Below are 20,315 nucleotides of genomic sequence, written 5' to 3' on the forward strand. Positions count from 1 at the left end.
ATTCAATTATCAACCTTATTTGGTTTATTTAAATCCAGAGATTTACTTATAGGATACAGTTTCAATACTTAAAGTGGATGCACCTTGTGTCAGTTTAGCGACTGGACAGCGCTTTTCAGCTGATTGAATAATTTTTTCAGCGTCCGCTAGGTCCATTTTATCAATGGAAGCGAACAGTTGAACATCAAAGTAAAAACCGATACCGTTTGATTCTCGTTTTAACTGAATCGTACTTTCAACTTTACTTTGAGTCCCTTCTAATCCGCGGGCTTTTAATAAAGACTGAATCGTTGCATTCAAGCATGTTGTCATGGCTAGTCCGAATAACTCTTCTGGATTTGTACCAGGCGATTCATTTAATGGGCTGGATGTAATGACTCTCAAACCTTCTGGATGATCAACATAGGCCACACCGTCAACGCCAGCATGATTAACGACTTTTGTTTCAAATAGCGGCTTTTCCCACTGTTCCATAAAAATCCCTTACCCTTTTCTTGGTGCTAAGTCGATGCCTTCGATTTTTTCCAACTCAGGAAGCAATGCACGAAGAATACGCCCGCCAAAAATAAAGACATCCATTACAGGATTCACATCTTCTCCGGTAATACCTAAGTAACGCATGAAAAGTTCTCCATCTCCAGATACTAAGAAACGATAGTAACCGGATCTCATTGCGTTTAATTCATTTAATTCGACTAAGATATCTGCTAGTTTGTTACGGTCCGTGACATAGCCGATTTTATTATAAGTGATTTGATAGTTAACTCTTTCTTGCGGTGCATCATGGATAATAACAGCACAGGCAACCGGTTTTGTTTTAGTAACTCTTAGAGCAGATTGAAACAATAATTGCTGCTGCTCCATAGTGTTGCCTTCTTTATCTCTGATCGGTGCCGGAATTTCTTTGATTTGGAATTGAATCTTCTTTTCTTCTGCTAATTGCTTGAAATTATCAGTAATTTTGCTCATGTTAACTCCTCCAATTAAACTATTTATCTTTACGATAGATGTTCACTCTTATTATTATAACGCACATAAAGAGGTAAATACAGACTTGGAGAGGGATTTGGCAGACAATCTTTCTATGTTCAATCTCTTATCCACTTCATCAGTCAAAGATGATATACTATTACCAGTTCAATGAGGAGGTAAAAGAATGGATTATTCAAGAAGCTCGAGTTTTGGTCCTGAAGAAAAATGGGGTCGTCAATCTTTTTTTGATGGAGGACTTTTGACTTACATATTGATTTATATTTTAGGATCGATTGTCACTGCAGTTACTTTCGGGATAGCTTATCCATGGGTACTCTGCTGGATATACGGCTGGAAAATCAACCATACTGTGGTAGATGGACACAGGTTGCATTTTTACGGTACTGGAATGAGCCTGATCGGCAACTGGATCAAATGGTTGCTGCTCATGTTTATTACACTGGGGATTTATGGCTTCTGGGTAGTCATCAAGCTAGAAGACTGGAAAGTCAAAAATACCCGCTTTGTAAATTAATGAAGCCGGATTAAGACGGTTGAAAAAAGAAGGCTCCTGTATACAGGCAAGCCTTCTTTTTAATATTGAATAGATAGCCAAAAACTGGATCGACTGGTAAAGAGAAATCACTGGTTTAAAAAACAGAAATCAAAAAAGCTGTCCTCTCATTAGAAAGGACAGCTTCTTTAGTGTACTCATAGTTATTAACGACGAGAACGTTCTTGGATACGTGCAGCTTTACCACGTAGGTTACGTAAGTAGTACAATTTAGCACGACGTACACGACCTTGACGAGTCACTTCAATTTTAGCAACACGTGGTGAATGTAATGGGAAAGTACGCTCAACGCCTACTCCGTTCGATACTTTACGAACAGTGTACATTTCGCTGATGCCTTGTCCACGACGTTTGATCACTACGCCTTCAAAAATTTGAATACGCTCACGAGTTCCTTCTACGATACGTGCGTGAACACGAACAGAATCTCCAGGACGGAAGTCAGGAAGATCACTACGTAGTTGTTCTTTAGTGATGTCTTGAATTAATGGATTCATTTAAACTACTCCTTTCGCGCAACATTCTTAGGTGCTTGTCCCAGCGGAAAATTGCCAAATAAAAGTGGTTGCCCACTCGACTATTAACTTTACCATATTGAGCGGAGTCTGTAAAGGTTATTTACTTGATTTGTTGAAAAAAGCAAGATTATTTTTTCCATTCCTCTAACCAGCGTTTTTCCTGCTCAGTTAAATTACGCTTCTTAAGCATATCCGGTCTTCTCTCAAATGTACGCTTTAATGATTCCTTATGGCGCCATTCTTCAATCAATTTATGATTACCGTTCATCAGTACTTGCGGAACTTCCATTCCTTTATATTCAGCCGGTCTCGTATAGTGGGGGTGTTCTAGAAGACCGCTTGAATGAGAATCCGTCTCTGCAGATACTTCATTTCCCAGTACTCCCGGAATCAAGCGAACAGCAGCATCCATCATCACCATTGCTGCTAATTCTCCGCCTGTCAGTACATAATCACCTAAAGACACTTCATCCGTTACTAAACTGCGAATACGCTCATCATATCCTTCGTAGTGGCCGCAAATAAATACTAAATGTTCTTCTCTGGAAAATTCTTCAGCCATATTCTGATCGAAGGGCTTTCCAGCAGGGTCCATTAGAATGATTCGTTTAGTCGTATTCGGTTCGCGATGATTGATTTCTTCCATAGACTGAAAAATCGGTTCGGGTTTCAACAGCATACCGGCTCCCCCTCCATATGGAGTATCATCAACATGCTGATGTTTCCCACTGCCGAAACGACGGAAATTGACTTTATTAACCTCAAGCAGGTCCTTATCAATTGCCCGTTTCATGATTGAATGGCTTAATGGACTGTCAAACATCTCTGGAAAGAGGGTTACAACATCTATTTTCATTAATCGTCTAATCCTTCCATTACAAACGCTTTTACAACTTGATTTTCTATATCAACATCTAAGATGACAGATTCAATATACGGCAGTAATAGATCGCGCTTATTCTGACGCTGTACAACCCAGACATCGTTAGCTCCTGGAGAAAGGACTTCTTTGACTTTACCCAACTCGTTTCCGTCTTCATCGACAACTGTACAACCGATGATTTCATGCAGATAAAACTCATCCTCATTCAGCTCAAGCAGCTGATCTTCTCCAACTCTAAGCATTCCGCCGACAAATTGTTCTACCTCATTGATCGTCGGATAATCTTCAAAAGCGACAAGATCAAAGTTTTTATGCACACGGTGCGAACGTACGATTAATTCGACTTGTTCACCGTTTTCCCCGAACCAGATCAAAGAAGCTCCTGTGAAATACCGTTCTTCTGGAGTGTTGGTGATTGATATCACTCTGACTTCTCCTTTTAATCCATGGGTATTGACGACTTTTCCTACATCATAAAATTCCATAATCTTACTCCACCTTTTTAATCTATCATACAACAAAATGAGGATGGTCTCGTGAGAGGCATCCTCATTTACTATAAACCTTCAAATAATCTTACATGGATTGATTGTCTGCGATCTAATCGACAATTGTTAAACGCACACGCTTTGGTCCGTCAAATTGGATACTATAGACAATAGCACGAATCGCTTTAGCGATCCGGCCTTTTTTTCCAATCACACGACCGACATCATCAGGATGAACCGATAATAGGTATTCATGAAATTCATCGGTATCTTGCAAGTCAAGCTTGACTTCATCTGGATGACTGACTAACGGATCGACAATTGCATGAATCAATTCTCTCATTTTCTGATCAGTCATAATACCACCCTTTTATGTAGGATCACTTACTTGACCATGTTGGCCAAGTAAGATCAATTGTTATTATTTGCTTCTTTTTTCTTCGTGGAATTTTTTCATGATTCCTTCTTTAGAAAGAAGATTTTTAACGGTATCAGATGGTTTAGCGCCATCACGCAACCATTTTAGTACGAGTTCTTCGTCCACTTTAACTTCAGCCGGTGTTGAAACTGGGTTGTAAGTACCAACTGCTTCAATAATACGACCATCACGTGGAGCGCGAGAATCCGCAACAACTAAACGGTAAAAAGGTTTTCTTTTAGAACCCATACGTTTCATACGAATTTTTACTGCCATGTTTAACTTGCACCTCCTGTTTGGATCCGACAATGCATAACATTGTCTTCACTCAATCTCACGAAGACTATCATAACATGACATGCAACCCTTGTAAAGTGTTTTTTCTTTACAGTTTAAAAATTATTTAGGTTAGGATATTAAGAGTGACTATCATAGAAACTATTAGTTCTGACCTGTACTGACTGTATCGATCACGATAACCACGCCCAACAAAGTTTCAACATGTTTTTCATCGTAAATATCGATTGAATAAGCATCTCCCCAAGAAATCAGTTTTCTGTTGACTTCTGCAATCGTACGCCCGCTGTCATTATTGATGACATAGTTGTGCTCTAAGATAGATCCTTCTATCGTCCAGTTAGTCCCCTCAATTGTGTAGTTGTTCTTGAATAAATTGAAAGATTTTTTGACTGTTGCGACATGTTCGCTGTTCTTATAAAGTTCAAAAGCAGGTTTTAATGAAAATAGTTTCTGTTCAACATACAAAATCTCTTCATTCTGCATATTGTAGATATGTAACTTGTTTCCTAAAGAAAATGTCTTCCCTTCTACATAGTAGGCATCTCGCTCTTGTTCGTCTTTAACTTTGAACTGATCTTTGAATGAGAAAACTTTTTGTTTTATATAAAATCGCATCGCCATACTCCTTTTCTAATTAACCTTTATAGTCCAACTGTAAACGAGTTGCTTAAGAGAATCAACCCGAAATAGATTGAAAAGAATGGATAGTTCAATCAATAAAGGCCGATTCTAAAATGAATTAGAATCGACCTGTTTTTAATAGAAAAAAGCTTATTTTTTACGTCTGATTTTTTTCTTCTTGCGTTTGTTCATGTTTTTCGAAGCTTTATTAAAGGCCATTTTACCCAGCTTGCCTTTAACCCCTCCGCCAAACAAGTTTTCCATACCATTCATGTTGCCGTTTGACATTTTGCTCATCATATCTTTTGATTGCTTGAACTGCTTGATCATCCGGTTGACTTCTGCAATATTACGAGCGGAACCTTTAGCGATTCTGCGTCGGCGTTTTTGTGACAGAATATCCGGATTTGCTCGTTCTTCAGGTGTCATAGACAACACGATGGCTTTCATATGAGCCATATCTTTTGGATCCATCTCAAATTGATCCATACCGGGAATCTGATTGACGCCGGGAATCATCTTAATCAGATCTTCAAGCGGTCCCATATTCTGCATCTGGTCCATTTGTTCAATGAAGTCATTGAAATCATACGTGTTTTCACGCATTTTCTCTGCCATTTCTTCGGCACGCTTTTCATCCACTTCTTGCTGAGCCCGCTCAACCAGGGTTAGGATATCGCCCATTCCCAAAATTCGGTTAGCCATACGATCCGGGTGGAATGGTTCCAGTGCATCCAATCGCTCGCCCGTACCCGTAAATTTAATGGGTTTTTGCGTGACGGAACGGATAGATAGTGCAGCTCCGCCTCGCGTATCGCCATCCAATTTCGTCAGGATCACACTTGTAATATCTAAGCGATCATTAAAGGTATTCGCAACATTGACAGCATCCTGACCAGTCATTGCATCGACAACTAGAAAAATTTCATCAGGATTCACTGCAGATTTTACATCTTCCAATTCATCCATCAATGTTTCATCGATATGCAGGCGACCCGCCGTATCAATAATAACCACGTCACGATTTGTATCTTTTGCTTCTTGTATCCCTTTTTCAGCGATTTCTACCGGGCTGACTTGATCCCCCATACTGAAAACTGGAATATTCAAATCATTTCCGACAGTTTGCAGCTGGTCGATCGCAGCAGGACGGTAAATATCGGCTGCTACCATCATTGGTTTTTTGTTTTCATGCTTGCGGAGGTAATTCGCTAACTTGCCGGCTGTCGTCGTTTTCCCGGCACCTTGAAGTCCGGTCATCATGTAGACCGTTGGACCGCGATCAGCAAAAATGATCTTTTCTTGTGTTCCGCCCATCAGTCCGGTCAATTCATCGTTCACGATTTTGACGACTTGCTGTCCACCATTTATGCTTTCCAGTACTTCTTCACCAATGGCTTTTTCTCTTACGGTTTTTACAAAATCTCTTACTACTTTATAGTTTACGTCGGCTTCCAGAAGTGCCAGTCGCACTTCTCGCATCGTGTCTTTGACATCTGCCTCTGTAATTTTTCCTTTTTTGCGAAGACCTGAAAACGCATCTTGCAAACGTCCTGTTAATCCTTCAAAGGCCATTCAGGTTATTTCCCCTCTCGTTTTGGTTCATAACTAACTTTCTGGATCAGCTGAATCAGTTTTTGATCTTCTGGGTACTGTTTTTCGACATAAGATCTGACCTCAGCCATAGATTGCTGGTTTCGGTTGAAGTCTTCGACTAAATGCAGCTTTTCTTCATAGTCCAGCAAGATCGCTTCGGACCGTTTAATATTATCATAGACCGCTTGTCTGCTGATGTCGAAGTCTTCTGCAATCTCTCCCAGAGAGTAGTCTTCTCCGTAATAAAATTGCATATATTCTTGCTGTTTCTTTGTCAACAATGGTCCATAAAAACTAAATAATGTGTTCATCATGAGCGTTTTTTCTAATTCCATTTTGTACGCTCCTTCTACGCAGTCTGCTCGATCAGTTCTTTGAACAGACCATACGCAAATTTCTCTGTATTGAACGGATGCAGGTCATTCATGGTTTCGCCTAAACCGACAAATTTGACTGGAATCTGCAACTCCTTGCCAATCGCCAGTACAATGCCACCTTTGGCCGTTCCATCCATTTTAGTCAATACAATACCCGTAACGTCTGTCGTTTCTTTGAATATCTTGGCTTGATTCAATGCATTCTGACCTGTAGTTGCATCCAAAACTAATAACGTCTCATGGGGTGCATCAGGAATTTCTCTTGAAATGACTCGTTTCATTTTTTCAAGCTCGTTCATGAGGTTTTTCTTGTTTTGCAATCGTCCTGCTGTATCAATCAGTAATACATCTGCTTGCTGTTCTCTCGCTTGGTTGATTCCGTCATAAACGACTGCCGCCGGATCCCCGCCTTGTTTTGTGGATACAACAGTTGCTCCTACGCGGTCGCCCCAGACGTGCAGCTGTTCGATCGCACCGGCTCTAAAGGTATCCCCTGCTGCCATAACGACTTTTTTTCCTTGATCAATATACTGATGGGCCATTTTAGCAATAGTGGTTGTTTTCCCTACGCCATTGACTCCGACGAATAAAACAACAGTCAGTCCATCAGGAGTGTTATTGAACTCGATATGTTCAGGATTTGTTTCTCCGTAAAGGTCGACCATTGTCTGTACAATAACCCGCTCTGCATCAGACATACTTTTTACATTCTGCACACGCGCTTCATGGCGGAGTGTTTCAGAAATGTACATCGTTGCTTCAAATCCAACATCTGATTCAATCAGCAGATCTTCCAGTTCTTCAAAAAATTCCTCATCTTCATAACGGAAGTTTGCCATCAATTCATTTAACCGTCTGGTAAACGACCGGCGGGATTTCTGCAGACCTTTTTCGTACTGAGCAGTTTCATTTTGTTCTGAACGAGGTTTTGGTGCAGGTTGTTCAGCGACAGTCGGCTGCTCTGTCTGTTCTATTTGCTCTGCTGGCGTTTCTTGCTTATCTGTATTTGTAAAGGCAGATTTGATCTTGTCGAACAATCCCATATTTTCCCCAACTTTCTATCTCTTTTTCTGACAACAGATCTGATTCTGGCTATTATCAATGAATGAGTGATTTTATCTAGTTTAACACATATTGATCGATAGCATAAGCCACACCATGATCTTCATTGGAACGTGTTACAACATCAGCGTATTTTTTGACTTCATCTGTAGCATTATCCATGGCGACACCAACGCCAGCGTATTGGATCATTGCCAGATCGTTTTCCTGATCGCCGATGGCCATGATTTCACTGACATCCAGATTCAATTCTTCAGCGAGCAAAGCCAATCCTTTTCCTTTATCTACCGTTTTAGGCAGAATTTCCAGAAGATTAGGACGAGATTTCATAATTGTATAACGATCTCGAAAATCAGCAGGGATTTTTGCGATCGCCTCATCCAACTCGGGTTGATGCCAGCAGAAAATCAACTTATTCATTGCGGTAGAATCCGGCAGAGAAGCGGTATTGATCGGCTTAAACGGCAAGATATCCATGATGCTCGGATATAAAGATGTTTTTCCAGCCGGATACGCCGGTTCATAAACAGTATTCAAATCGATAAAGTTGCACGGAACGTCTAATGTTTTACTCAATTCGTAAACTTCTAAGACTTCATCTTTGCTCATCGTGATCTGGCTGAGACTCTGTCCCGTTTTTGTCCATTGGATCAGACCGCCGTTGTAGGTGATTCCTAAATCTCCGTCTTCCAGCAAGTTGCAGGCTTTAAGTATATGCAAAATTGCTTTTAAGGGTCTGCCTGTACAAAGAACGACTTTGACACCAGCTTCTTTTGCACGTTGTATGGCTTGTTTATTTTCTTCAGATACTTCTTTTTGTTTGTTCAATAACGTTCCGTCTAAGTCCAATGCTACTAATTTGATCGTCAATGTAACGGCTCCTTATAGGGTATAGTGGCTTCAATTGTTTTTATTGTGATTTTAAAATAAGGTCAAGTAACGCCTTCGATTTCCGCTGCGTCTTTCAATCGCACAGAGACCAGTTTTGATACGCCTTTTTCTCTCATGGTTACGCCGTAGAGACTATCCGCTTCTTCCATCGTTCCTTTACGGTGGGTGATCACGATAAACTGTGTATCCATCGCAAAGTTCTGCAAGTACTTGCCGAACCGGGAAACGTTGGCTTCATCCAATGCTGCTTCTGCTTCATCTAAGATACAGAATGGGATAGGCCGTACTTGTATGATCGCAAACAATAAAGAAATTGCGGTCAAAGCGCGCTCACCGCCTGAAAGCAGGCTGAGCGACTGCAGGTTCTTTCCTGGCGGCTGAGCAACAATTTCTACACCGGAAGTTAAGAGATTCTCCGGGTCTGTCAGCTGCAGCTCTGCTTTACCGCCACCGAACATTCTCGGGAAAACTAAAGCAAACTGGGTTTGAATCTGTTCAAAGGTTTCCTTGAATCGCCTGGAGACCTCTGTATCCATCTGGTCCATCGTATCGTAAAGACTAGCTTTGGCTTCCAGCAGGTCTTTTTGCTGTTCACTCAAGAATGTGAAGCGCTCATTGACACGCTTATATTCTTCAATAGCTCCCAGATTGACAGGTCCCAGTTCTTCTATCCCTTTTTTCAGCAGTTTCACTTTTTTCTGTGCTTCTTCTTCGGTCAGTTCAATGGCAGGTTCTAGCCGCGCTTCCTCATAGCTTAATCCATATTCTTCAGATAGATAAGACAAATAATGATCCAAAGAAACATCTGCACGAGACGATTCGATTTCAATTTTTGTTTTCCGGTCATGCAAGGCTTGCTTATCAGCTTGCTTAGCCGTTAACCGGGTATCAATTGTATTTTGTTCTGTTTCTAATTCAAGGAGGGTTTGTTTTGCTGCAGCTTCTTCTTGGTAAATCGTTGCTTTCTGTTTGTTTAACTTAATCAGCTGCGCTTCAAGTTCTTCCTTAGATCCCAACGATTCTCCGGCTTCATAGGCAGCGAGGTCATTGTTTAGAGCTGATAGATTTTCTTCAATTTGTTCTTTCTGCTTTTTGAAATGAGAAACTTCTGCTTTAACGGCAGCTTGTTGTTCATTAACCGTATTTAATTGAGTTTGAAGGGATTCTAATTCCTGCTGCAGAATCAGTTTCTGTGTTTCAACATCTTCTTTTTCAGCAGATAGTTCATTCATTTCATTTTTCTGATCAAGCATTTTCTGATCAATATTTTTTCGTCTTTCAGAAATTTCAGTTAACCGTTTCTGATTTTCTTCCCATTCTTCTTCTGCTTGCGAGGATTCAAAAGATAAGGCTTGCTGTTCTCGACTTAAACGATTTTTCCGGTCTTCATATCCAGCTAGCTCATTTTGGAGCTGTTTCTCTTCTACCCTTTTTTCTTCTCCATTCGCACGTATGACTTCAAGTTGTTCAATCAGTTCTGCTCTTTGCTGTTTCTCTTTGAGCATTTCATGTTCTCTGAGTTCGACCGTTTTAGTCGTTTCATCAATGAATATGGCTAAGTCTTTCAATTCTTTTTTTTGAGAGAAGAGATGAGAATTAGAGGAGCGTTTCCCTCCCCCGCCTGTCATTGAACCTCCAGCATTCATGACGTCTCCTTGAAGGCTCACGACACGGTAGCGATATTGAACGGTTCGAGCGATTGCATTCGCTGCTTCCAGTGTTTCGGCGACAATCGTGTTGCCGAGCAGATTTTCAAAAATATTTGCTGCACGCGGATCAAAACGGATCAGCTCGCTGGCAATACCAACATATCCTTCGATACGCTGAGCAGAAGCTTTTACATCTCCTCGAAGGAGACGAGACTTAATAGTGGTCAGCGGCAGAAAAGTTGCTCTGCCGGCACGAGAAGATTTCAAGTATTGAATGGCTTCTCGTCCTGCTTTTTCGTCTTCTACTACAACAAACTGACTGGAAGATGCCAAGACAGTATCAATGGCTTCAACATAAGCTTTAGGGACTTCAATCAAATCGGCTACGGTTCCTACTATGCCCTGCAGGTGAGCTTTTTGCTTCATCACTGCTTTAACACCCGCAAAATAACCTGCATAGTTTTCTTGAAGATCCTGCAAGCTGGCTTTTTTGGCAACTGCCTGCTGCAGTTTGCTGCGAGATTGGTTTAACCGAACTTCTTTGTTTTCGATTGAAACCGATAACTGGTCTACCGTTTCTTTTGTAGACTTGAAAGAAGTCAGGAGTTCATCGACTTCCTGCTTCAGCTGCTCATGTACTGTTGTTTTTTCTTCTAAATATTGTGTCAGTTCTTTTAATTCTTGAGTTGTTTTCACTGTGTTTCTGGACATTTTTTCTTTTGTAACGGCTTGTTGTGAAAGTTGTCTTTCTAAATAGGTTTGTTCATTTTTCAGTGAAGACTGTTCTTGCATCAGATCAATATAAGTGGTTCGAAGTTCTTCTAATGCTGCTTCTCGATTCCCTTCGAGTCGCTCTTTCTGAGCTTGTTTTGTTTTAATCTGCTCACGCAGATCGGCTGACGATTTTAAGCAGCTGTCCAGTTTTGAATTCACTTCAGTTAACTGGATTTCAATCGACCCTTTTTGTGTTTCTTGTTTTTGAATAGCTGCTTTTTTCTCGACTAAGAAAGCTTCTTTATGCTTTTCTTTTTCAGCATAAAGAGATAAAGCTGATTCTGTCCGTTCGATGCCCTGGACAGTCTGCAGCAGCTGCTCTTGAAGCTGTTCTCTTTTTTGTTCTAACTCAGTGTGTCCGGTTTTAACCGTTTGTGCTGCTTTCGTATCTTCTTCAATAGAATTAGTCAATTCTTCCAATTCTTCTTCAAGCGTTTTTAAAAGTTGCTGATTGTTCTCGATTGCTTGCTGAAGTTGATTGATCTTTAAAACAGATAATCGAATATCGATTCCAGTCAGCTCTTCTTTCTGCTCTAAGTAAGACTGAGCTAAGTCGCTTTGGACCCTAAGGGGTTCAACTTGAGCATCCAGTTCATACAAAATATCCTGAACACGATCAAGGTTGTCCTGCGTTTCGTCTAGTTTTCGCTCAGCACTCTGCTTTCTCAACTTATATTTGAAAACACCTGCTGCTTCTTCAAAAATAGCTCTACGATCTTCTGCTTTACTATTAAAGATCGCTTCGACTTGTCCTTGTGAAATAATCGAGAATGACTCTTTTCCGAGTCCAGAATCCATAAATAAATCAACGATATCTTTCAATCGACAGGACTGTTTGTTCATCAGATAATCACTGTCGCCGTTTCGATTGATTCGGCGTGTCACACTGACTTCTTCAAAGTCGACAGGAAGAAAGCCATCCTGATTGTCTAAAACCAGAGTGACTTCTGCAATGTTGATGGGTTTTCTAGAATCTGTACCAGAAAAGATAATATCATGCATACGGCCGCCGCGCAGGTTCTTTGCAGACTGTTCACCCATGACCCATCGGATCGCTTCAATGATATTGCTTTTTCCACTTCCGTTTGGACCAACAACCGCTGTAACGCCATCGTTGAATTCCAGAGTCGTTTTATCAGCAAACGACTTAAAACCTTTCAATTCCAGTCTTTTTAATTGCACAGACCTTTTCTCTCCTTGCTTACGTACGAAAAGGACAAGACACAGAACAGCTGCTCTGTGCCCTTTGTCCTTTTAGCTGTTTTTTTCTAATGTCTGTAACGCTGCTCTGGCAGCCTCTTGCTCTGCCCCTTTTTTTGAACGCCCTTTTCCTGTTCCAAGCGAATCGCCTTCAACAAATACTTCAACGACAAATTGTCGATCATGATCCGGTCCAATTTCTTGAATGACCTGATATTCGATCGTCACTACACCGTTTTTTTGCAGCAATTCCTGCAACCCGGTTTTATGATCCATCCCATGAGAGAAATCACCTGAATCTATTTTAGGAAACAACACATCTCTGAGAAATTCTAAAACAACGTCCATTCCTTGATCTAAAAAGATCGCGCCTACAAAGGCTTCAAATACATCGCAAAGCAATGATGGCCTCTTACGTCCGTTCATCAGCTCTTCGCCTTTTCCAAGACGCAGAAATTGTGCCAGCTCGCATTCTTTCGCCAGTTTAGCAAGGCTTTCGGCTCTAACGATTGCAGCACGCATTCGAGTAAGCTGTCCTTCAGGAAGCTCAGGAAATTTTTTGTATAGATATTCAGAAACGGTCAATTCCAAAACAGCATCGCCTAGAAATTCCAGACGTTCTAAGTTTTTTAATGTCAACTCTCGATGATCATTCGCATAGGATGAATGCGTAAATGCTTCAATCAGCAGTTCATTATCATTAAACGTTATACCAAATTGATTGTTTACATGGTCAATTAAAGGTTTAGTCATACATTTACACTCCTTCCACTACAAAGTATAACTCTATTATACTGGAATTTAGGACAAAAATAAACCTGTAATCCACTGATAACAGGGGTGTAAAGCGTTTCAGTTACAAATTCGGAGTCCTATATATAAAAAAAGATACTTCTCGGAAGTATCTTTTTGATAAATGCTCTTTATCCTTTAACTGATCAGCGACTGAATGACGTTGTTGAATGATGAATAGCTGGTACATTGAATCAGCTTTTGAACGACAGCGGGTGTGTTAACGATCTTACCAAGGACTTCGTACAATAGCTGCAAGTCTTCTTGACTGTCTTTTTCAACGTTCAGCAAACAGACGAACTGAACTTTTTTATCTCCCCACTCGATCGGCTGAGCAAGTGTACAGAAGGTTAGAAATGTCTGTTCTGTATGCGGTGTGATCGGATGCGGAACAGCTACAAGATTACCGTAGGCAGTTGGAGCAATTGCTTCTCTTTCTTCTAGTAAAGAAATATAATGATCAGACAATCTATGCAAAGGAGACAATTTTTCGACTAAGAAGTGAAAGACTTCTTCTTTAGAAGATAGATCTCTGTTTAAGAAAGTATGCTCTGCATCAATGAAAGATTTCCATTCCTTCTGTTCAGTTTTTATATATTGCTCGATGCGGAGCAGATCGTAACGGCTCATGATTGTGTTGACTTCAATGACTGGAACAGGCAGCGTATCTGTAATCGGTACGGCACTGATCAGAAAGTCGATCTGATCATACGGAATCTCATGGATCCGGTAAAGCTCTGTCGTTCCTAGAATATCCAGTTCCGTTTTAAACTCTGACTGTAGTTTATACTGGATCAATTTGGAGCTGCCGACACCTGATGCACAGACAATATAGCAGCGTTTCGAGATTTGATGTTCTTTATTTCTTTCAATTGCTGCACCGATATGCAAAGCGATATAGCCCACCTCGTTTTCATCTATATCTACTGAAAGTACCTGATTGATTACAATTGCTGCGATGATTCCTGCTTCAAAGGCCAGCGGATAGTTGACTTTAATATCTTCAAGTAAGGGATTTCGAATATTCATTTGATATCTGAAGCGGTTAATAGCCGGTTTTAAATGCAGTCCAAGACTGGTTATCAGTTCTTGGTCCTGCAATAAATCAATGCTTAATTCTTCTTTTAAAGTTCTGAGTATGCGCTGAATCAAAGTCTGGATTTCTGGATCAACGACCGTTTGTACATTGTTCATATGGCTTTGACTGGGATCAACCAGCTTTGTTCCTAAAAGGTGAATAGCGATATAGGCAATTTCAGCTTTTGGGAAATCAATCTGCAAAAGCGACTCAATCTGGTGAACAATCTTTTGAGCGACAAAAAATTCTGGCTGCTCCTTAATGTCTGAGATATCTCTCTCAAACATATTGATATTATATCCATCCTGTATCCTTCTGAATGCAATGACAATATGCATAAAAAGGTTGTTCAGTGAAATATCAGAAAGGACGATTTGGTTTCTGGCAATCTGTTCCAGCAGAATGATCCAAATTTTATTCAGCATATTTTCTGAAATCCCCGTCATCGTACTGACTTGCTGAAGTTGTACTAAATTAGGTCCGACCTCGTTATGATTGAAGAGATATTCGGATATCGCAAAGCGACGATTTAATTCTGATCCTTCCAGATGAATGCCGTAATTCGGCCGACTAATGATTTCCAGTGAATAAGCACGCAGTTTTTCTCTAACCGCTTTCAAATCTGTCTGCAGCGTTGACCGGCTGACATGCAGCTGTTCACTAAGATCATCCAACTTAAAAGAATGATGGCTATGAAGAAAAAGATCCAATAAATAAAATTGCCGCTCATTTGGATTGCTGGGCAGATTGACAGCCGGTTCTTCAGCAGATCGCAAAGACTGGATATACTGTTTGAATGCATCAGCATTTTGAACAGCCAGCTGATATCCTTTTCCTATCTGTGATTGGATGGAAGCTCCATGTGCTTTCAAGTCTTCATTGAGTAATTTGATTTCTTCTCGAACTGTCCGTGAAGAAACATCGATAACTGAAGCCAGCTCTGAACTAGTTATCGGCTTTTCAGTTGAAGACAGCGTTATCAAAATAGCTGTTTTTCGTTCCATTTTGATCCTCCGTTCTCGGTATGTACTGCACTTATAGTATAAACTATTCTATATACAAATGAAAAGCGCAGTAATCAAAAAGTCATTACTGCGCTTTTGCTTATTTAGTCGAACCCGTTGTCTTTTGAAACTTGAGAAAACCATTCAGCACTCTTTTTAGCTGTACGTTCTTGTGTTTCTAAATTCACTGAGTAAAATCCATAACGATTCTTATAGGCGTTCATCCAAGACCAATTGTCCATAAATGTCCATAAGTGGTAACCTTTGACATTGCAGCCTTCTTGAATAGACTGATGCAGCCATTTTAAATGTTCACTAATAAACTCAATTCTGTAGTCATCTTCAATTCGACCATCCACTAAGAAACGTTCTTCGTTTTGAACACCCATACCATTTTCAGAAATGAATGACTCAATGTTTCCATAGTTGTCTCTTAGATTGATCATAATATCGTAAATACCTTTTTCGTAAATTTCCCATCCACGATAAACATTCATTTTTCTTCCAGGCATTTCATAGGCATCGAAGAACCAGTCCGGCATAAATGGACTATCCGGATTAGGCTGTGAGTCTCTTGCTTTTACCCTTCTCGGCTGATAGTAGTTTACTCCTAGTAAATCAACCAGATTGTTTTTCAGCAACTCCTTGTCAGCTGAGTTTGTTTCAGGCAAGTGATCATATTCAGCCAGCAAGTCGATCAGGTCTTGTGGATATTCCCCTTTTACAGCTGGATCCAAAAAGCTGCGGTTAAAGAACAAATCACATATATGTGAAGCTTTTAGATCCGCTGGGTTCTGGCTTCTAGGGTAAGATGGAGTAAGATTCAGCACGATCCCAATTTTACCGTCATAGTTTTTATGATAAATTTCTACTGCTTTTGCATGTGCTATCATAGTGTGATAACCGACTTGTACGGCTTTTTTGGCATCTACTATATTAGGATAATGGAAATCATATAAGTAGCCGCCTTCGACAGGAACAATCGGTTCATTGAACGTAAACCAAGTCTTGACTCGATCTCCAAATAGCTCAAAAGCTTTTGCAGCGTATATTGTATAAGCATCAATAACTTCTCTATTTTCCCATCCGCCGATTTCCTGCATTTCAAGCGGCATGTCAAAGTGATACAGGTTGACAAACGGTTCAATCCCTTGACTGATCAACTCATCAATCACTTGAGAATAGAAAGTAACGGCATCCTGGTTAACCTCACCTTTTCCACCGGGAATTAATCGAGCCCAAGATATGGACATTCTAAAACTGTTATGGTGGATTTTTTTCATATTTGCGATATCTTCTTTGAAGCGATGGTAAAAATCAGAAGTTTCTTCTGGTCCTACACCATCAAAGAAGCGATTCGGCTCTTCTTCATACCACTGATCCCAGATATTTTTTCCTTTTACGCCATTTTCTCCACCTTCTGTTTGTGTTGCGGAAGCAGCGCTCCCCCACCAGAAGTTTTTTGGAAATTGATAAGTCTTAGTCATTTAAATGATTCTCCTTATTTTAGTCGATAAAGTTCTACAATTTCTATAGCTAAGTCACGAACGGTCATGGCAGTCATCAAATGATCCTGAGAATGCACTAATATAATATTCAGTGACTGTCCTTCCCCTCGTGCTTCGTTTTGCAGCAGCTTAGTCTGATGCTGATGAGCTTTACCAAGTTCTTCATTGGCTTCTCTTAGTTTGTCGTCAGCTGCTTCAAACTTGCCTTCTTTAGCCTCGTAGATGGCCTCCATGGCACTAGATTTCCCATTTCCGGCAAATAAAATGATTTGAAAAGCCACTTCTGTTAATGCATTCATCTTGAACCTCCATAAAACAAAAGGAAAGCGAACGGTATTACCCGCTCGATTTCCTTTATCCAGTTTTTAATCTTTATTTAAGCTGTAGTAGTAGATGTTGAAGTAGCAGCTGAATTTTTATCATTTGTATCGACTGAAACTTCTTCTCTATAATACTGGTTATCCAATACTTTCAAGAATGGCAGCCAGATGACAAAGACGATGGCAATATTGATCAGCTGCATTACAGCTCCCATAATATTGTTTCCTGTTGCCAAATATCCACTAAGCAGAGCAGGTGTTGTCCAAGGAACAATTACACCGGCTGGCTTAGGAACGAAGCCTGATGACATCGCAAAGTACGTTACAATCGCTACGACGACAGGAGCAACAAGCCAAGGGATCAGAATTAGAGGGTTCATAATAACTGGAAGTCCGAAAATCACTGGCTCATTTACATTAAAGATTCCAGCAGGTCCGCCTAATTTACCTAATTCTTTTAATTGTCGACTCTTTGTTACAACAAAGATGGCGATGATGACGGCTAGTGTCATACCAGATCCGCCGATACCAACGATAAATGTATCAATGAATTGTTTTGTAACAACATTAGGCAACTCTTCTCCGGCTTGGAAAGCTGCTAGATTTTGATCATTTAATGAATACCAGATTGGATCAAAGACAGAGTTAATGATAATTTGACCGTGCAGTCCAAAGAACCAGAAAACTTGAATTAATAAAACTGCAATCAAGGTAGCTGGCAATCCGCTTCCTAAGGCTGTCAATGGTTCTTGAATCAATGTGTAGATAAAGTTTTGGACTGTCTCATAAGCTGTTAAACTGAATAAGACACGAATCACTAAGAATATTGTCAAAGTAAAAGTGATTGGAATTAAGGCACTGAATGAACGAGAGACAGCAGATGGAACACCTTCCGGCATTTTGATCGTTAAGTTTCTTCTTACAAAGAAATGATACAATTCAGCCGCTATAAAAGCTGTAAAAATCCCTAAGAACATACCTTCTGCTCCGAGAACATTTGTAGGGATAACCCCTGTCGTTTCTTCCAGCACTTGAGGCGTCAAAATCAGGAAGGATGCTAAGGCTACTACACCACCGTAAATAGCTTCTCCTCCACGCTGTTCTACCATTTTATAACCAATACCTATAATAACAAATAATCCCATAATACTTAATGTAGCAGCAGAAGCAGGATCTAAGGCTGCTTTATAGGCAGTATACGCTTCTTCGCTTAATACTTGATCTAAAAAAGGAAAATTAGCAATAACAACAAAAATTGATCCAAAGATAATTAAAGGTAACGCTACCATAAAACCGTTTCTTAAAGCAGTTAAATAACGGTTATTATTCAATTTATCTGCTATCGGAAGTAAAACTTCTTCCAACACATTCATAATTTTATTCATTTTTCTCCTCCTTGTTCTTGTAAAGCTCGTTGCTGTTCGTTTATTAATGTTAGAGCTTTTTCCAGCACAGAAGTGCCATCTACTCGTCCATAATCTACAGCATCTATAACATCGACAGGTACACCAAGCTGATCCCCTTTAACAGTAAATTTCTTTTTCATAAACCGCATTTGAGGGCCAACTAACAGTACGTCAGCGTGAGCCATTTGCTGTTCTGCCTTGTCCTGGGCTACAGCCCAAACTTCTACTTCCTCACCTCTTTTCTCCGCCTCTTCCTTCATCTTTGTGACCAGCAAACTTGTCGACATCCCTGATGAACAAGCCAGCAGAATTCTTTTCAATATAAAACGCTCCTTTCTTTTGCAATTTGGTATGACTTTACTTTAATAAAGAAACGCTTTCATTTCCATATGGTCTTTTTCCACTGTTTGGCGGAAATGGCTTGTTATCCAAAAAATCGGTCAGCCAACTAAATGCTGGCTGACCGATTTGCAAGTTCCCGTATTTGCATGATTACTTTTTCTCTTTGTATATACGAACCGTTTTTTTGAGTAATGGAACGACTTTTTTGTAAAATGGGATATTCGGTTCTTTTTGCTGCTTTTCTTGATTGTATTCGGTTAATGCCTCATTTAAATCTGAGTCTTCTTCAAACTCTAAGTCTTTTTCCTTTAGTTCTTTTCGATTTAGTTTCAGATTTTTCTTGAACTGTTTTTTCATTAGATTTTCAATCAATGATAGGTCGATCGATTCGCCGGCTTTATCTTTTGCAGAAATTACACTTAATACTTCTATATAACTCAGTGCAAGTGCGCTGGTTACGATAGATGCCGTAGTTCCGCTGATTAGACCGCCGACAACTGTTCCGGCACCCGGTATGAACTTGAATGCATTTGCGACGATGGTTTTGCCCAGGTAAGTGGCAGAACCTGTTCCCCCTACTGCAGCAACGATGGTTACAATTGTTGACTTATCAAGTGAAATACCGAAAATAGCTGTTATGTGCGCCAGCAGAGTGATCTGCATTGGAACTAGAACAGAAGCATCAGAAAAGGGAATCGGAATAAAGCCGACACCGAAACTAGAAGCAACATAACGAGTGGCCCAGCGTCTAGCTTCTTTAGCTTTTCTTTCTATATCCGCTTGCTGGGCGTTCGTAAAAGCTCGCTTAATGTCCTTTGGGATTAAATCAAGCGTCTTCCCTACAAGTTCCTTTAACCCAAAAGCGGGTAAAGTAAAATCTTCAGATATCTCGTAAGGTTCTGCCAGAACAGTCTGGATAGCAGCAACTGGCAGATTCATATTGTCCAGATACTGTCTGAATTCTTCGGCAGGTTTGCCGATTGCTTGCGTCAGTACCAGAATAACTGGAATTTTGCTTGCTACATCACTGATCAGATCCAGTTCTATATCTTCTATTCTTGAAGAACTAGCTTGGATACAATAATAAGCAACATGTATAGCTTCACTAGTGTTTTTATTCTGATCAATTAATTCAAAAATTTCTTTTTTTACTTGTTTTTGTATAGATTGTTCCAGCTCCAGCCCGCGAGTATCGTATAAGCTGACAGGTATGCCAGGCTTGGTTATCTTTCTCAGGTGTTTGGTAACAGGTTTACCAATTCCTGTATCTGCAAGCTTCTCTCGAAAAATATGATTGATCAGGGTGCTTTTTCCAACACCCGTCTTTCCTGCAACCAGTACATTGACCGGTTCCATGTTTTCAACTTCTTGTTCTGTTTTATCTAATATTTCTTGGATAACATTGATTTTATTTTTTGAGTATTTCATATAGAACCTCCTAATGCTCAATTCATTACCATAAGTTTAACATGAAATAATTAAAAAAACGAAAGAGGAACATTCTTGTCATAGTAGTAAAAGAAATCTCCCTCTTATCTTTTT

The 20,315-nt window shown here is 40.1% G+C and carries 21 protein-coding genes; 1 reads left to right on the forward strand and 20 read right to left on the reverse strand.

Annotation, left to right across the window (positions count from 1 at the left end):
- Positions 1-42: 42 nt before the first annotated feature.
- Positions 43-474, reverse strand: coding sequence for an OsmC family protein (locus B6F02_RS06075; protein ID WP_080146472.1), 432 nt, complete (start codon positions 472-474; stop codon positions 43-45).
- A gap of 9 nt (positions 475-483) precedes the next feature.
- Positions 484-969 (reverse strand): hypothetical protein, encoded by a 486-nt coding sequence (locus tag B6F02_RS06080; RefSeq protein WP_080146473.1) that lies wholly within the window; start codon positions 967-969, stop codon positions 484-486.
- A gap of 187 nt (positions 970-1,156) precedes the next feature.
- Here B6F02_RS06080 and B6F02_RS06085 point away from each other — a divergent pair, with 187 nt between their 5' ends.
- Positions 1,157-1,507, forward strand: a complete 351-nt coding sequence (locus B6F02_RS06085) for a hypothetical protein (protein WP_080146474.1) — start codon at positions 1,157-1,159, stop codon at positions 1,505-1,507.
- Positions 1,508-1,692: 185 nt separating this feature from the next.
- On the opposite strand, the gene rplS is transcribed toward B6F02_RS06085, so the two are convergent.
- From rplS to B6F02_RS06175, 18 genes are all read right to left on the reverse strand, one after another.
- Complete coding sequence (gene rplS / locus B6F02_RS06090) at positions 1,693-2,043, reverse strand: 50S ribosomal protein L19 (RefSeq protein WP_080146475.1); 351 nt, start codon at positions 2,041-2,043, stop codon at positions 1,693-1,695.
- Positions 2,044-2,191: 148 nt separating this feature from the next.
- A complete protein-coding gene (gene trmD, locus B6F02_RS06095) occupies positions 2,192-2,920 on the reverse strand; it encodes a tRNA (guanosine(37)-N1)-methyltransferase TrmD (RefSeq protein ID WP_080146476.1) in 729 nt (242 codons plus the stop codon).
- Complete coding sequence (rimM, locus tag B6F02_RS06100; RefSeq protein ID WP_080147389.1) at positions 2,920-3,435, reverse strand: ribosome maturation factor RimM; 516 nt, start codon at positions 3,433-3,435, stop codon at positions 2,920-2,922. The genes trmD and rimM overlap by 1 nt, the downstream gene beginning before the upstream one ends.
- Before the next feature lie 112 nt (positions 3,436-3,547).
- Positions 3,548-3,793, reverse strand: a complete 246-nt coding sequence (locus B6F02_RS06105) for a KH domain-containing protein (RefSeq protein ID WP_080146477.1) — start codon at positions 3,791-3,793, stop codon at positions 3,548-3,550.
- A gap of 63 nt (positions 3,794-3,856) precedes the next feature.
- Positions 3,857-4,129 carry a 30S ribosomal protein S16 gene (rpsP, locus tag B6F02_RS06110; RefSeq protein WP_080146478.1) on the reverse strand — a complete coding sequence of 91 codons (273 nt, stop codon included), beginning with the start codon at positions 4,127-4,129 and terminating at the stop codon, positions 3,857-3,859.
- A 165-nt stretch (positions 4,130-4,294) separates the two neighbouring features.
- Entirely contained in the window at positions 4,295-4,768 is a 474-nt protein-coding gene (locus tag B6F02_RS06115) for an LURP-one-related/scramblase family protein (protein WP_179128534.1), read from the reverse strand.
- 156 nt (positions 4,769-4,924) lie between these two features.
- A complete protein-coding gene (ffh, locus tag B6F02_RS06120) occupies positions 4,925-6,349 on the reverse strand; it encodes a signal recognition particle protein (protein WP_080146480.1) in 1,425 nt (474 codons plus the stop codon).
- Between the two features lie 5 nt (positions 6,350-6,354).
- Positions 6,355-6,705 (reverse strand): putative DNA-binding protein, encoded by a 351-nt coding sequence (locus B6F02_RS06125; protein WP_080146481.1) that lies wholly within the window; start codon positions 6,703-6,705, stop codon positions 6,355-6,357.
- Positions 6,706-6,719: 14 nt separating this feature from the next.
- Complete coding sequence (ftsY, locus tag B6F02_RS06130; RefSeq protein WP_080146482.1) at positions 6,720-7,790, reverse strand: signal recognition particle-docking protein FtsY; 1,071 nt, start codon at positions 7,788-7,790, stop codon at positions 6,720-6,722.
- Between the two features lie 76 nt (positions 7,791-7,866).
- On the reverse strand, positions 7,867-8,679 hold the full coding sequence (locus B6F02_RS06135) for a Cof-type HAD-IIB family hydrolase (RefSeq protein WP_256864659.1): 813 nt from the start codon (positions 8,677-8,679) through the stop codon (positions 7,867-7,869).
- A gap of 62 nt (positions 8,680-8,741) precedes the next feature.
- Complete coding sequence (smc, locus tag B6F02_RS06140) at positions 8,742-12,305, reverse strand: chromosome segregation protein SMC (protein ID WP_080146483.1); 3,564 nt, start codon at positions 12,303-12,305, stop codon at positions 8,742-8,744.
- A gap of 72 nt (positions 12,306-12,377) precedes the next feature.
- Entirely contained in the window at positions 12,378-13,076 is a 699-nt protein-coding gene (gene rnc / locus B6F02_RS06145) for a ribonuclease III (RefSeq protein WP_080146484.1), read from the reverse strand.
- Between the two features lie 177 nt (positions 13,077-13,253).
- On the reverse strand, positions 13,254-15,197 hold the full coding sequence (locus B6F02_RS06150; protein WP_080146485.1) for a BglG family transcription antiterminator: 1,944 nt from the start codon (positions 15,195-15,197) through the stop codon (positions 13,254-13,256).
- A gap of 104 nt (positions 15,198-15,301) precedes the next feature.
- A complete protein-coding gene (locus tag B6F02_RS06155; RefSeq protein WP_080146486.1) occupies positions 15,302-16,684 on the reverse strand; it encodes a glycoside hydrolase family 1 protein in 1,383 nt (460 codons plus the stop codon).
- Between the two features lie 14 nt (positions 16,685-16,698).
- On the reverse strand, positions 16,699-17,004 hold the full coding sequence (locus B6F02_RS06160) for a PTS lactose/cellobiose transporter subunit IIA (RefSeq protein ID WP_080146487.1): 306 nt from the start codon (positions 17,002-17,004) through the stop codon (positions 16,699-16,701).
- A gap of 77 nt (positions 17,005-17,081) precedes the next feature.
- The gene (celB, locus tag B6F02_RS06165; RefSeq protein ID WP_080146488.1) at positions 17,082-18,410 is read right to left on the reverse strand and encodes a PTS cellobiose transporter subunit IIC; all 1,329 of its coding nucleotides are present in this window, start codon (positions 18,408-18,410) and stop codon (positions 17,082-17,084) included.
- Positions 18,407-18,751, reverse strand: a complete 345-nt coding sequence (locus B6F02_RS06170) for a PTS sugar transporter subunit IIB (protein ID WP_080146489.1) — start codon at positions 18,749-18,751, stop codon at positions 18,407-18,409. The genes celB and B6F02_RS06170 overlap by 4 nt, the downstream gene beginning before the upstream one ends.
- Before the next feature lie 172 nt (positions 18,752-18,923).
- On the reverse strand, positions 18,924-20,201 hold the full coding sequence (locus B6F02_RS06175; protein WP_080146490.1) for a YcjF family protein: 1,278 nt from the start codon (positions 20,199-20,201) through the stop codon (positions 18,924-18,926).
- Positions 20,202-20,315: the final 114 nt, after the last annotated feature.

It is taken from the genome of Marinilactibacillus piezotolerans (assembly GCF_900169305.1).
Lineage (GTDB): Bacteria > Bacillota > Bacilli > Lactobacillales > Carnobacteriaceae_A > Marinilactibacillus > Marinilactibacillus piezotolerans_A.

Excerpts from the sequence above, each read along its gene's own strand:
- B6F02_RS06085 (WP_080146474.1), top strand. The coding sequence starts at position 1,157 with ATGGATTATTCAAGAAGCTCGAGTTTTGGTCCTGAAGAAAAATGGGGT.
- rnc (WP_080146484.1), bottom strand. The coding sequence starts at position 13,076 with ATGACTAAACCTTTAATTGACCATGTAAACAATCAATTTGGTATAACG.
- B6F02_RS06125 (WP_080146481.1), bottom strand. The coding sequence starts at position 6,705 with ATGGAATTAGAAAAAACGCTCATGATGAACACATTATTTAGTTTTTAT.
- B6F02_RS06175 (WP_080146490.1), bottom strand. The coding sequence starts at position 20,201 with ATGAAATACTCAAAAAATAAAATCAATGTTATCCAAGAAATATTAGAT.
- B6F02_RS06115 (WP_179128534.1), bottom strand. The coding sequence starts at position 4,768 with ATGCGATTTTATATAAAACAAAAAGTTTTCTCATTCAAAGATCAGTTC.
- B6F02_RS06105 (WP_080146477.1), bottom strand. The coding sequence starts at position 3,793 with ATGACTGATCAGAAAATGAGAGAATTGATTCATGCAATTGTCGATCCG.
- trmD (WP_080146476.1), bottom strand. The coding sequence starts at position 2,920 with ATGAAAATAGATGTTGTAACCCTCTTTCCAGAGATGTTTGACAGTCCA.
- B6F02_RS06080 (WP_080146473.1), bottom strand. The coding sequence starts at position 969 with ATGAGCAAAATTACTGATAATTTCAAGCAATTAGCAGAAGAAAAGAAG.
- ftsY (WP_080146482.1), bottom strand. The coding sequence starts at position 7,790 with ATGGGATTGTTCGACAAGATCAAATCTGCCTTTACAAATACAGATAAG.
- B6F02_RS06075 (WP_080146472.1), bottom strand. The coding sequence starts at position 474 with ATGGAACAGTGGGAAAAGCCGCTATTTGAAACAAAAGTCGTTAATCAT.
- rpsP (WP_080146478.1), bottom strand. The coding sequence starts at position 4,129 with ATGGCAGTAAAAATTCGTATGAAACGTATGGGTTCTAAAAGAAAACCT.
- rplS (WP_080146475.1), bottom strand. The coding sequence starts at position 2,043 with ATGAATCCATTAATTCAAGACATCACTAAAGAACAACTACGTAGTGAT.
- B6F02_RS06155 (WP_080146486.1), bottom strand. The coding sequence starts at position 16,684 with ATGACTAAGACTTATCAATTTCCAAAAAACTTCTGGTGGGGGAGCGCT.
- B6F02_RS06160 (WP_080146487.1), bottom strand. The coding sequence starts at position 17,004 with ATGAATGCATTAACAGAAGTGGCTTTTCAAATCATTTTATTTGCCGGA.
- celB (WP_080146488.1), bottom strand. The coding sequence starts at position 18,410 with ATGAATAAAATTATGAATGTGTTGGAAGAAGTTTTACTTCCGATAGCA.
- B6F02_RS06150 (WP_080146485.1), bottom strand. The coding sequence starts at position 15,197 with ATGGAACGAAAAACAGCTATTTTGATAACGCTGTCTTCAACTGAAAAG.
- ffh (WP_080146480.1), bottom strand. The coding sequence starts at position 6,349 with ATGGCCTTTGAAGGATTAACAGGACGTTTGCAAGATGCGTTTTCAGGT.